Here is a 12,547-nt window from a genome sequence, read left to right on the forward strand (position 1 = left end):
GAGTCGCTTGGCGCGCCGTGGGGCCCTCTGGGCAGCCCTGCAGGCTGCTCTTTGCAAGTTTGACGAGCGCTGAACTCCCCGGTGGCGCCATCGCTCGCAAGAGGACTCATGGGGCGGGGTGCACCTGGCATCCGGCTCTCAGCGCGACATTTTCTTTGCTGCCTTGCGAATCTCTCGGTCCATCCGCCGGCGCTCGGCACGGGTCATGAATCCATCGGCTCGGCCGGCTATCTTCCGAACCTGCCCGGCGTTGAAGGGCATCGGGAACTCTTTGACCGAGTTCTTGAACAGGTAGGCATCGGGATTGGACTGAAGCACGTCGAGCTCCACCATCAGCTCTCGAAGCGTAGCCAGAGCTTCGTCGTCTATGTCCTCGCGAAGGTCGGCATAGAGGAAGTCCCTCGATGCCTCCCCGTCTGCAAACGGCTCGCTCGCAATGCCCACGGCTTCCTGCAGCGTTGGAACGCTCAGCTTGATGGCGCTGCAATAGGTACCAAGCACTGTGCTGCGCAGCTCACGGTAGTCCTCGTAAGCTTCGTCGCCCTTGGGAATGGTGAGGAACACCCATCCGCGAGTTGGCGGGGTCCCGGTCATCAAAATCCGGGCGAACTTGTTGCCTGGGTTGCTCGTCTGAAGAGCAACTATCCAGTTCTCCACCAGATGGCGCCGCGACACGCGAGTTTCCGAAGCAAGCGCGCGGACGATTCGCTCATGGTCCACAGCTTCTGTCTCGACCCACGGGCCCACACGCGCTGTGCCCGCCCTGATGTACTTCGACTGGTCCTCGATAGTCGCGTCCCACATGTACGACACCTTGTCCGCCGCTCGCTTGGCCGCACGCTGCGGGCTTCGGACGTAGGCGGACCATTCACCTTCCTCAAAACCCACGAAGGTGGTGCCCTTTGGGACCTTAGGGAAGGCGTGCTCCAGGCCTTCCATCGTTAGCATGTACTTGGCAAGGAGCTCCTCTTCGCCAGGAATCGAAAACACGATTCCCGGCTGGCTCAGATAGGCCTCCTTCGTGGCCAGATAGGCCACCAAGTCTGGGACAGTGTCGAGCTCCTCCAGGAGCGCTTCTGCGGTTAGCTCGTCCAGCACATGGACAAATCGGCGACCCGGGAGGGGAAATCCCACGGTGAAGGGTTGAGTGAGGTGCTGCCTCTCCTCGATGCTCGTGTCGAGCATCAGACTTCCTGAACTGCCGCCTCCATAGTGACGACTGCCCGCTGCATGGCCCCCACGGGTCACGCAGATTAGGAAGTACCTCGCAACGCTCGCGTCCGGAAGCGGAACTGGTATCGGCGTCTCGCACGCCTTGTCAATGAAGAACCGGCCCGGATAGCTCCGGAGCAACCGCTCCGCACCTGCAAGCTGCTTGGCAGATTTCTCGATGGCCTTCTTGTACCAGCGAGGCCAAGCTATCTCGACATCAACGTCGGACTGGTACTCGCAGTCCTTGTCCGAGAACAGGAGAACGTCGTTGCCGAACACGACTAGAAGGTCGCAAAGCTCTTTGCCATCTCCCGCTCCAGGTCGCCCCACGTCGGTGTGGATGTTCGGGTAGCTCCATAGGCTGAGGAACGCCCGCTTCGCAAGCTTCGTGAGGATGCGTTCGGACTCCGTCGTTCCTTCCTCCGAGGCAGCTCGCTCCCATGCTGTTTCGTTGCTCATGGCTCCTCCTGCGCGAAAGCTTATCCGCAGGATTCCGGCCTGAGGCCGGCGTCATGAAGTCCAGCGCACTCCTCTGAACGCACCCATGCCGGGTTTCAGCCTAAAGAACTCCTTGCGCCTGGCCGTTGCGCCGTGGTCCCTTGTGCCGCTCCGCCCATCCAGCGGCATTCCTGGGCCGCGTTGGGACACAGCCGACAGGCATATGCAGAATTAGAAGAGACTGGCTTGGTCGCCGGTGTGAGCGTCAGGCACGCGGAACAGGCTGGTGTTTGCTTCGCCACCTAGCCGTTGCAGCCCAAATCGACGAAGCGCTACCGTGAACCTCTGCCGGAGCAGATGCGCGTAGTGGCCGCTTCCTCGCATCCGTGAGCCAAAGTTGGAGTCGTAGTCCGCCCCTCCCCGCATCTGACGTATGAGGCTCATCACGTGGTCGGCCCGCAGCGGGAAGTGCTGTCGGAGCCACTCCACGAACAGGTCACGAACTTCCAGTGGAAGGCGCAAAACAATCATGCTCGCGTAGGTCGCTCCGGCCTCAGCCGACGCTTCCAGAATCGACTCCAGGTCCGCATCGTTGACCGCGGGAATCATCGGCGAGGCAAAGACAGCGACAGGAATTCCAGCGGCGGATAGCTCACGCATTGCGCGAAGACGCCGGTGAGGAGCATTGGCCCGCGGGTCCATGATTCGGGCCAAGTCAGGATTGACCGTCGCCAACGAGATGTTCACCCGAACGAGCCCTAGGGCGGCCATAGGGGCAAGGATGTCGATATCGCGAGTGACCAAGGCGGACTTGGTAGTGATGCTGACCGGGGCGCCGTGTTCGGCCAGAACTTCCAACACTGAACGCGTGATGCGATGTTCCCTCTCGATGGGCTGGTAAGGGTCCGTATTGGCCCCCAAAGCGATGAGACTGGGCAAGTAGCCCCTTCTCGCGAGTTCCTTGCGAAGGAGCGCCGCAGCGTTCGCCTTTGCGGTCAGCTTGGTCTCGAAGTCCAGGCCTGGCGAAAGGCCGAGATAAGCGTGGGTGGGCCGCGCATAGCAATACACACATCCGTGCTCGCACCCGGCGTAGGGATTGATGCTTTGGCTGAAAGGGATGTCAGGGGACGTGTTGTAGCTCAGGATGGAGCGTGCGTCGCGCACCGTCACCTCGGTGGCGGTTGAAGGTTGGTCGCCTTCGTCGACGTCGCCATGGAGTCGCTCAGCTTCAAGGTGTTCAAGAGAGGGGTCACGGTCCCAGCTTTCGAAGCGCGAGCGAGTGTTTGAACCCACGCCACGGCCTTTTACGAAGCGAACGATGGCTGACTTAGGGCTGTCCATGAGACCGCCTCAATCGAAACGACAAGCGGCTGAAATTTCCTGTAAACATATACAGCGCACTTCAGGTCAGGGGATGACTCGTCATCGCTGGGAAGATGAGAGTTCAAGGAACAGGGATGTACTCATGTCTCTGTACACCGAAGTGTTCGGTTGAAGCTTGAGGGGTGGGAACAGGGGCGCTTCAGTTGTTGGTTTGAAGGTCTTGGAATGAGTCCTTTGAAGGGACACTTTCTGCTTCACATAACATGCTCGCAGCCGCGGTACGGATTGATCGAGAGATCGAAGCCGATGTCCGGCGACTGGTTGCCGCTGACGATCTTCTTGGCGTGCTCCTCGATGATCTCGGTCTGCGGCGCGACGTGCTCCTCGACGGCCTCCTGATCGAGCGTGCCCCAGCCATCGTCGTACTGCTCGCGCTCGACCGATTCGAAACGGTGCGGCATCGCCCAGGCGCTGCCCCGCCCCTTGAGGGCGTCGGCCTGGATGAACAGCGGGGGAACGGCGATCTTGGGCGGCTGCGGCATGCTGTCAATTTATACAGTATCGGCGCCGATTGCCAGTGCCATCCGGGATGTCCGCCTTGGGCGCGGTCGATCCCGCACACAATGGCCGACTCCTTCACGACCCCGCACCCGCCGACGATGGACCCGCTCACGGACCCGCTCCCGGACCTGCTTCGCGCGGCGCTCGCCGAGATGACCCGCGGGCGCTACGCCGAGGCCGTCGCGCTGCTCGAGCCGCACGCCCAGGTGGCCTCCAACGAGCTGCAGCGCTATCTCGGCGAGTCGCTGCGCCGCGTCGGCCGGGTGCAGGACGCGATCGGTCCGTTGATGCAGGCGCTGTCGCTGAAGATCGATGACGTCGACGCCTACCTGCAACTCGCCTTCGCGCTGCAGTCGCTGCAGATGAAGGCCGAGGCCGCGGAGTGCTTCCGCACCGTCGCCGCGCTGCAGCCCGGCAGCGTCATGGCCCAGGCCTACCAGGCCCATGGCGACCAGCAATGCGCGCGCTGGCAGGACTTCGACGCCAACCTCCAGGCGCTGCATGCGGCGCTGCGCGCCAAGCCCGAGGACGCCGGCGACGAATTCGGCGTCCCCTTCGCGCTGGCCGCCCTGCCCCATGCGCCGGCGGACCTGCTCAAGATCGGCCGGCTCAGCACGCGCTTCCTCAGCCGCGGCCTGCGCGCGCTGCCGGCGGTGCGGGCCATCGCCAAGCCGCGGCTGCGCATCGGCTATCTCTCGTCGGACTTCCACGCCCACGCCACCGCCGCGTTGATGGTCGAGGTGCTCGAGCACCGCGACCGAGCGCGCTTCGAAGTGCTGCTGTTCTCGCACGGCCCCGACGACGGCTCCGCGCTCCAGCGCCGCATCCGCGCCGCCTGCGAGCGGGTCATCGACGTCGGCGAGCTCGATCCCATGGGCATCGCCGCGCGGATGCGCGCCGAAGGCGTCGACATCGCCGTGGACCTGAAGGGCCACACGGCCGGCAGCCGCTTCACCGCGCTGGCCGCGCGGCCGGCGCCGGTGCAGGTGGCCTGGCTCGGCTTCCCCGGCACCTGCGGCGCCGACTTCATCGACTACGTCATCGGCGACGCCATCGTCACGCCGCTCGAGGACGCGCCCGTCTACGCCGAGCGGATCGCGCAGCTGCCGCGCTGCTACCAGCCCGGCGACGCGACGCGGACGATCCAGCCGACGCCGCGCGCCGAGCTCGGCCTGCCCGGCGACGCGATCGTGCTGCTGTCGGCGAACGCGGTCTACAAGATCACGCCGCCGCTGTTCGACGCCTGGATGACGATCCTGCATCGCCTGCCGGACGCGCTGCTCTGGCAGCTCAGCGGCGGCGAGCAGGCGGACGCGCAATTGCGCCTGGAGGCGCGGCAGCGCGGCATCCCGCCCGAGCGCCTCGTGTTCATGCCGCCCGCCGACATGGCGAGCCACTGGAACCGCCTGGCCGCCGCGGACGTGGCGCTCGACACCTGGCCTTGCAACGGCCACACGACGACCAGCGACGCCCTCGCCGCCGGCGTGCCGGTGGTCACGCTGCGCGGCGACGGCTTCGCGTCGCGCGTCGCGGAGAGCCTGCTGACGCAGGCCGGCCTGTCCGGCCTGGTGTGTGATTCGCTGGCGGCGTACGTCGAGCAGGTCTGCGCGCTCGCCGCCGGACCGAAGCCGGCGATCCGGCCCTGGATCGACGCTGCCGCCTTCGCGCGCGACCTCGAGGCGCTCTACGAGCGGATGTGGGCCCGGGCGGTCGCCGGCCGGCCGCCAGCGGCGCTGCCGGCCCAGCCGCTCGCGTGACGCTGCGCCTGACGCTGCGCATTCGGCTGCCCGGCTGTTATCCCCTCGCCCCGTGAGGGGGAGAGGGTGAGGGAGAGGGGGCACGTCGCAGTGCCACAGCCGTTGCCCTTGCCACCAGCCCCCTCTCCCCTGCCCTCTCCCCCTCACGGGGGCGAGGGAGTTACTGGAGGCCATGTCCCCTTCAGCGCATCGCGCCCGCGGCCGCGAAGCGCTCGTCCCGCAGCAGCCGCGACATCGCATCGAGCCGCACCGCCGCCGCCGCGACCAGCTCGCCGAACCGGGCGCTGGACAGCAGTTCGTATTCGTCGAGCCGCGCCTGACTGATCTCGTCGCCGGAGATGGCCTGCGTGCTGGGATGGCACATCAGCAGATCACCGTGCCGCGCGGCATTCAGCCAATCCGCCATCAGCGCCGCATAGCGCACCGGTCCGCCGCGGAAGTCGTAGACCCCGAGCAACCGGCCGTTGTGAGGGAAGTCGAGCAGGTCCGCGTCCGCCAGCAGCGCCCCCGCGCCGAGCCGTTCCAGCAGCCGCGGCTTGAAGGCCCACCCCGCCGCGCGCGTTGAACGCAGCCACGGGCGCCGATAGGGATAGCGCTTCACCAGCACGTCGAAGAGCGCGTCGCGCACTTGCGGGAACTGGTGGACATGCTGGTGGCCATCGATGAAATCGGGACTGCGGCCCAGGTGATCCTCGAATCGGTCGAGCTGGGCGGCGACCTCCGCGCGCAGGCCCGCCGCCGGCAGGTCACCGAAGACGCCGCGCAGCCACACCGAGGACCAGGTCGAGTGCTCCATCGTCAGCGGATGGGCCGTCAGGTCCAGATGCAGCCCGACGTCGATCGGCCCCGCCGTGTCGCGCCGCAGCGCGGCCGCGCCCGTCGTCCACGCCGGCGCGCCCACCATGCAGGACAGCGCATGGACGCGGCCCGCATGGCGCAGCGCGTGCGCCGCCTCGTTGATGCCCTCATGCAGACCGAAATCATCGATGCACAGGCAGACGGAACGGGTCGCGGTCATGGCGCGCCCCCCGCGGCCGGCGCGCAATCCAGATCGGCCGGGCGCACGCGCCACAGCACCAGGTGGCGCTGCTCGGCGATGCGCTCGGCGCGGCCCAGCCAGGCATGCTCCTTCGCCAGCGCCGCGTCGCCGATCACCCAGCTCACCGGCCGAGCGCAGAGCACGGCATCGATCGAGTCCCAGGTCTGGAAGCGCCGCAGCGACGCGGCATCCGAGACGAACAGCCGCGCGTCGCCCAGCTCCTTGCGCCAGCTGTCGCGGCTCATCAATCCGGCATCGTCCCAGTCCTCGACCACCTGCGCCGGCGTGCCCAATCGCGCGTAGAACGGCAGGTCGTAGACATAGGTCTCCAGCATCACGACGGGGTCGCCGGGCGCGCGGTGCGCCGCGAGCGCCTCGGCCAGCGCGCGGTTGGACTTGCCCGGACCGACGCCGAACGCGATCACCGCGCCCACGCCCGCCACCGCGCCGATCGCCAGCGACACCGGTCCCCAGCGGCGCCAGCGGGGCGCGCGCTCGATCACGCGCTCCCACGCGATCGCGATCAGCCCGGCCAGCGGCGGCAGCGCCGGCAGGATGTAGCCGACCAGCTTGGAGGCCGGGATCGAGAAGAACACCAGGATCACCGCGAACCAGCACAGCAGCAGCCAGTGCAGGCCGGCGGGTCCGGGCGCCGGATGCCACAGCGCGCGGCGCCAGCCCTTGAGCACCCAGGGCACGGCGGGCAGCGTCGCCACCGCCAGCACCGCCGGGAAGAACCAGGCCGGCTGCACGTTGTTGAAGCCGCCGCCCGCGAAGCGCTGCGCGTGCTGCACGATGAAGAAGTAATGCAGGAACTCCGGATAGCGCAGCTGCATCGCGACGAACCATGGCGCGCACACCGCCAGCATCAGCGCGATGCCGGGCAGCCAGAGCATCGCGCGCAGCGTGCGCCACTGGCCGCGCAGCATCAGCCAGGGCAGCAGCACCGCGCCCGGCAGCACGACGCCGATCAGCCCCTTGGCCAGCACGCCCAGCCCCGCCAGCGCGAAGGCCGCCGACAGCATCGCGCGATGCGGCAGTCCGGCCTCGATGCGCAGCGCCGCGTCGACCGCGGCCGCGATCGTCGCGGTGATCAGGCCCGCGACCAGCATGTCGAGGTTGGCGAACTGCGCGCCGGTGAAGGTCAGCGGCATCGCCAGCAGCGTCAGCAGCGCGGCGCGCGCCAGCGATGGCGAGGCCCAGCGGCGCAGCAGCGCGAACAGGCTCAGCGCGCCCGCCAGCGCGCCCAGCAGCGGCGCCGCGCGCGCCGCCCACACGTTGACGCCCAGCAGCGCCATCGAGGCCTCGGTGATCCAGTAGAACAGCGGCGGCTTGTGGAAGAACGGCAGCCCATTGAGCGTGGGCACCAGCCACTCGCCATGACGCAGCCCTTCCCACGCGGCGCCGACATAGCGCCCCTCGTCGGGCAGCGACAGCGGCCGCAGCCAGCCGGTGAAGGCCAGCCACAGCAGCGTCAGCGCCGCCGCGAGCAGGCCCTCGCGGCGCGGGATCGGAGCGGGCCGGCTCATCGCGGATCGCCGGGCAGGCCGCTGCCCCACTCGCGCTTGATCACGTAGAGCGGACGCCCCTTGACCTCCTCGAAGATCCGGCCGATGTACTCGCCCACGATGCCCAGCGACAGCAGCTGCAGGCCCGAGAAGAACATCAGGCTCACCACGATCGTGGTCCAGCCGCTGACGACATGGCCGTAGAGCAGGTAGACCGCCGTCAGGTAGCCGCCGTAGAGGAAGGCCGCCAGCGCCAGCAGCACGCCGACGGTGCTGGCGGCGCGCAGCGGCCAGGTGGTGAACGAGGTCAGCCCGTCCAGCGCCAGCGCCGCCAGCCGCAGCGGATGGAAGCGCGTGCGGCCATGGGCGCGCGGCTCGGGCTGGTAGGGCACGGCCACGGTCCGGTAGCCGACCCAGGCGTACAGGCCCTTCATGAAGCGGTTGCGCTCGGGCAGCGCCATCAGCGCGTCCACCACCGAGCGGTCCATCAGCCGGAAGTCGCCCGCGCCGGCAGGGACCTCGAAGCGCCCTTCACGGTTCAGCAGCCCGTAGAACAGGCCGGTGCCCAGGCGCTTGTGCAGCGGCTCGTCCTCGCGCGTCATGCGCACCGCGTAGACCATGTCCGCGCCCTGGCGCCAATGCATCAGGAACTGCGGGATCAGCGCGGGATCGTGCTGCAGGTCGGCGTCTAGCATCACCACGACGTCGCCGCGCGCGCGTGCGATGCCGGCGGTCAGCGCGGCCTCCTTGCCGAAGTTGCGCGAGAACTGCAGCGCCACGACCTGCGGCCGGCGCGCCCACTGGCGCAGCACCTCGACCGTGTCGTCGGCGCTGCCGTCGTCGACCAGCACGATCTCCCACTGCTCGCTGCAGCGTTCAAGCTCGGCGCTCAGCCGCGGCAGCAGCTCGCGCAGGTTGGCCGCCTCGTTGTAGCAAGGGATGACGCAGGAGATGCGCGGGGGGAGTTCGCGGACCGCCGCGCGGTCGGGGACCGCGCGCGGCGCCACGCCGGCGGCGCCTGCCGGCGCGCCGGCGGCGGGCGGCGGCGCAGGCGGCGTGAGCCGCGCGGCCGGCCAGCGCGGCTCAAGGGGACGGACATCTGACATGCCCCGCAGTGTGGAAAACCCTCCCTTATCGCGTCCTTAAGGACGCTGACGGAAAGCTCACGCGGACCTCGAGTCCCGGTCCGTCCGCCCGGTCGATCAGCTCCACCGCCGCGCCGTGCCGGTCCGCGATCGCCTTGACGATCGCCAGGCCCAATCCGCTGCCGGCGCCGCCGGCGCTGTCATGCGGCGCCGCCTGCGCCGAGCGGCTGCGGAAGAAGCGCCTGAACAGGAAGGGCCGGTCCTCGGGCGCCAGGCCCGGGCCGGTGTCCTTGACCCACAGCGCCGGCCGGTCCTGGACCACGTCGATGCCCACGTCCACCACCCCGCCGCGCGGCGTGAAGCGCAGCGCGTTGTCCACCAGGTTGCCCAGCAGCACCGCGAGCTGCTCCCCATCGCCCAGCACCACCACCGGCCGGCGCAGTTCCGCGCCCAGGTCGATGCCCCAGTCCTCGGCGCGCGCCGCGTGCGTCTCCAGCACCGCGCGCACCAGCTCGTCGAGATCGACCGGCATCAGCGGCTCCAGCCGGCCCACCGGATCGGTGCGCGCCACCGCGAGCAGTTGCTCGATCAACCGCTGCGCGCGCGCCACGCCCTGCTTCAGCGCCTCGGTCGCGGCGGCGCGCTCGGCCTCGCTGGCGCTCTTCTCGAGCAGCCGCAGTTGCACCCGCAGCGCGGCGACCGGCGTGCGCAGCTCATGGGCGGCGTGGTTCAGGAACTCGCGCTGCGCGGAGAAGGACTGGTCCAGCTTGGCCATCAGCCCGTTGATGGCGCGGACCATGGGCTGCAGCTCGCTCGGCACCGAGGCGCTGTCGATGGCCTCCAGCGAGCGGGCGCTGCGCCCGGCAATGTCCTTGGCCGCGGCGTCCAGCGGCCGCATGCCGCGCCGCAGCCCGTAGACCAGCAGCACGGTCACCACCAGCGCCAGCGCCAGCAGGAAGGGCAGGATCTTGGCCGCCGACTCGCCCGCCATGACGCGCCGCGACGAGCGCCGCTGCGCCGCCTGCACCACGCCGGCCTCGTGCACGACGGTGTAGACGATCCAGCGCTCGCGGCCGATGCGCAGGTGCGACAGGCCCGGCGTGCGCGTGTAGGTGCTGGCCACGCGCGCGTCCGAGGCGTAGATCCGACGGCCCGAGCGGTCCCAGGCGAAGGTCTCGATGTCGGTGTCGGCCGGCACGTCGCTGGGCATCACCAGCACCGGCGGCTGGGCCTGGACGGCGGCGGCGTTGTCGCGGTGGTAGTTCGCCAGCCCCTCGGCGACGTTGCGCAGGTCGCTGTCGAAGACCTCGTTCATCTCGGCGAGCGTGACGGCATAGGCCGTCAGCGCCACCAGCACCGAGCCCAGCAGCAGCGTCGTCAGGAACCAGACCAGCAGCTTGCGCTCGATGGACTTCATGGCGCGTTGCCGATGCGGTAGCCCACGCCGCGCACGTTCTTGATCGTCGCGCTGCCGAGCTTGCGGCGCAGGTTGTGCAGGTGGACCTCGATGGCGTTGCTGGCCACCTCCTGGCCCCAGCCGTAGACAGCTTCCTCGAGGCGCTCGCGCGAGAGCACCGCGCCGGGCCTCTGCATCAGCGCCTCCAGCACCGCGAACTCGCGGGCCGAGAGCTCGACCGCGCGGCCCGCCTGGGTCACTTCCTTGCGGGCCGGATCGAGCGCCAGGTCGCCATGCCGGAGCACCGGGCTGCCGCTGCCGGCATGGCGGCGCAGCAGCGCGCGCACGCGGGCGATCAGCTCGTCCAGGTCGAAGGGCTTGAGCACGTAGTCGTCGGCGCCGGCCTCCAGCCCGGCGATGCGGTCCTTGACCGTGTCGCGCGCCGAGGCGATCAGCACCGGCAACGGATCGCCGGCGCCGCGCAGCCCCTTGAGCAGGTCCATGCCGTCGCCGCGCGGCAGGCCCAGGTCGAGCACCGCCAGGTCGTAGACGCCGGTGGACAGGGACAGCTGCGCCGCCCGCGCGTCGGTGACCCAGTCGACCGCGAAGCCGGCCTGCAGCAGGCCCTGGCGCACGGCGCGGCCGATCATGTCGTCGTCTTCGATGAGCAGGAGTCGCATGGCCTTGGGAAGAGCGCTGACCGCAACGTGACTGCAACGCTAACCGATGCGGCGCCGGCATGGCCGATGCACCGGCGCGCCGCGGGGCAAAGGGCGGATGCTCGCGCGGCCGCCCTTAACCATGCCTTAATCGCCAGGCGCCGAGAATGCGCCCGCCCGCTGACAGCCGCATGAAGCCGCATCCGCCGCCCTCCCCGCCCCTTTCCTCGCCGTCCCCGCGACCCGAGGCCATGGCCACGCACGCGCCGCGCGTGGCCCGCTTCGTCGCGGTCGGCACGGCCGCGGCCGCGGTGCACTGGCTGGTGGTGACCGCGGCCGTCGGCGGACTCGGCTGGCACCCGCTCGCGGCCAACGTGATCGGCTGGCTGGTGGCGCTGCAGCTGTCCTTCCTCGGCCACCATCGCCTGACCTTCCGCGGGCACGGCGCGCCGTGGTGGCGCTCGGCGCCGCGCTTCGCGGCGATCTCCGGCCTGGGCTTCCTGATCAACGAGGCCGCCTACGCCGCGATGCTGCGCTGGAGCGGCCAGCCCTACCAGCTGGCGCTGGCGATCGTGCTGGTCGCGGTGGCCGCCCTCACCTACCTGCTCAGCAGCCGCTGGGCCTTCCTCCGGATGCCGGAGGCGGACCCGGCGGCGGCCGCTCAGAACGTGTAGCCCGCGGCGATGTAGGCCACCGGTGTCGTCTTGCGGCGCGTCAGCGGGCTCTTGGCGGCATCGCCGACCAGGTGCTGCGCACCGACCGAGCCGAGCACGCTCCAGTTCTTGGAGAACTTGTGCTGCCAGCTCGCGCTGGCCTCGACCTGGTAGAAGCCGGACTTGGGCGTGAACACCGCATAGCCGGTGCGCGCGGACTGCGCCGCCGTCACGCCGTGATAGGTCTGCAGGTACTTGGCGTCGCCGGCGTTGGCGCCGGCGCTCAGCACCCAGGTGTCCTTGCCATCGTCCAGCAGCTTGGCCGACACGCCCAGGCCGTACACCGCGCCGTTCTCGCGCTTGGTCAGCGGCTGCTCGGTGCGCGCCTGCAGGTCCAGCCAGGGCAGCACCGCGTAACCCACCGAGAAGTTGCCGGTGACGCTGCCCTTCACGTCGCCCATGCCGTTCAGGTACTTGCTGCCGCTGCCGAAGCCGGCGCCGTCCTTCTTCTTCTCGTAGCGCGGGCCGCGATAGCTGATCGCGGCGCTGTAGCTCACCGGACCCAGCGCGCCGCCGTAGCCGGCGCCGCGCAGCGTGCCGATGAACAGGCCGCTGGTGTGGGTGTACTCGGCGGCGATCAGCGGGGCCACCAGCGTCTCGTCGGAGCCGGCGTAGCGCGTCGTCACCGCGGCGCCGCCGCCGATGGTGAAGGTCGATGCCGCCGGCGGCGCCTTTGGCGGCGCCTTGAGTGGCGTCTCGGGGGGCGCGGCCGTGGACGCGGCGCTCTGCGCCCGGACGGCGCAGGAGAACAGGCTCAGGCAGGTCAGCGCGGCGGCCAGCGCGGCGGCGCGCGGCAGGACGTGGCGGAGGAACAGCTCGGAGTTCAGGGATTCGGTCATGTCGACAACTCGGTAAA

At 69.4% G+C, this 12,547-nt stretch carries 11 protein-coding genes; 2 read left to right on the forward strand and 9 right to left on the reverse strand.

Annotated features, from left to right (window positions below; all coding sequences use genetic code 11):
- Positions 1-138 precede the first annotated feature (138 nt).
- The 3 genes from ACEN96_RS20575 to ACEN96_RS20585 all read right to left on the reverse strand — a co-directional run bounded on the left by ACEN96_RS20575 (position 139) and on the right by ACEN96_RS20585 (position 3,515).
- Positions 139-1,671 (reverse strand): hypothetical protein, encoded by a 1,533-nt coding sequence (locus tag ACEN96_RS20575; protein ID WP_495584926.1) that lies wholly within the window; start codon positions 1,669-1,671, stop codon positions 139-141.
- 210 nt (positions 1,672-1,881) lie between these two features.
- Positions 1,882-2,991, reverse strand: coding sequence for a PA0069 family radical SAM protein (locus tag ACEN96_RS20580; protein ID WP_495584927.1), 1,110 nt, complete (start codon positions 2,989-2,991; stop codon positions 1,882-1,884).
- Between the two features lie 236 nt (positions 2,992-3,227).
- Positions 3,228-3,515 (reverse strand): hypothetical protein, encoded by a 288-nt coding sequence (locus tag ACEN96_RS20585; protein WP_495584928.1) that lies wholly within the window; start codon positions 3,513-3,515, stop codon positions 3,228-3,230.
- A gap of 81 nt (positions 3,516-3,596) precedes the next feature.
- On the opposite strand from ACEN96_RS20585, the gene ACEN96_RS20590 reads away from it, so the two are divergent.
- Positions 3,597-5,291, forward strand: a complete 1,695-nt coding sequence (locus ACEN96_RS20590; protein WP_495584929.1) for an O-linked N-acetylglucosamine transferase, SPINDLY family protein — start codon at positions 3,597-3,599, stop codon at positions 5,289-5,291.
- 181 nt (positions 5,292-5,472) lie between these two features.
- On the opposite strand, the gene ACEN96_RS20595 is transcribed toward ACEN96_RS20590, so the two are convergent.
- From ACEN96_RS20595 to ACEN96_RS20615, 5 genes are read right to left on the reverse strand one after another with little or no spacing between them, the layout of a single operon-like run.
- Positions 5,473-6,309: a ChbG/HpnK family deacetylase gene (locus ACEN96_RS20595; protein WP_495584930.1), complete on the reverse strand. Its 837-nt coding sequence runs from the start codon at positions 6,307-6,309 to the stop codon at positions 5,473-5,475.
- Complete coding sequence (locus ACEN96_RS20600; RefSeq protein ID WP_495584931.1) at positions 6,306-7,859, reverse strand: ArnT family glycosyltransferase; 1,554 nt, start codon at positions 7,857-7,859, stop codon at positions 6,306-6,308. Before ACEN96_RS20600 ends, ACEN96_RS20595 begins: the two co-directional genes overlap by 4 nt.
- Positions 7,856-8,944, reverse strand: coding sequence for a glycosyltransferase family 2 protein (locus ACEN96_RS20605; RefSeq protein ID WP_495584932.1), 1,089 nt, complete (start codon positions 8,942-8,944; stop codon positions 7,856-7,858). The genes ACEN96_RS20600 and ACEN96_RS20605 overlap by 4 nt, the downstream gene beginning before the upstream one ends.
- Positions 8,945-8,969: 25 nt before the next feature.
- On the reverse strand, positions 8,970-10,340 hold the full coding sequence (locus ACEN96_RS20610; RefSeq protein ID WP_495584933.1) for an ATP-binding protein: 1,371 nt from the start codon (positions 10,338-10,340) through the stop codon (positions 8,970-8,972).
- Complete coding sequence (locus tag ACEN96_RS20615) at positions 10,337-10,999, reverse strand: response regulator (RefSeq protein ID WP_495584934.1); 663 nt, start codon at positions 10,997-10,999, stop codon at positions 10,337-10,339. The genes ACEN96_RS20610 and ACEN96_RS20615 overlap by 4 nt, the downstream gene beginning before the upstream one ends.
- Before the next feature lie 230 nt (positions 11,000-11,229).
- Between ACEN96_RS20615 and ACEN96_RS20620 the strand changes: the two genes are divergently transcribed.
- Entirely contained in the window at positions 11,230-11,652 is a 423-nt protein-coding gene (locus tag ACEN96_RS20620) for a GtrA family protein (RefSeq protein ID WP_495584935.1), read from the forward strand.
- Here ACEN96_RS20620 and ACEN96_RS20625 read toward each other — a convergent pair.
- Positions 11,640-12,530: a MipA/OmpV family protein gene (locus ACEN96_RS20625; protein ID WP_495584936.1), complete on the reverse strand. Its 891-nt coding sequence runs from the start codon at positions 12,528-12,530 to the stop codon at positions 11,640-11,642. The two genes, ACEN96_RS20620 and ACEN96_RS20625, sit on opposite strands and share 13 nt — an antisense overlap.
- Positions 12,531-12,547 lie beyond the last annotated feature (17 nt).

Source organism: Roseateles sp. Mitsp63, from assembly GCF_059491535.1.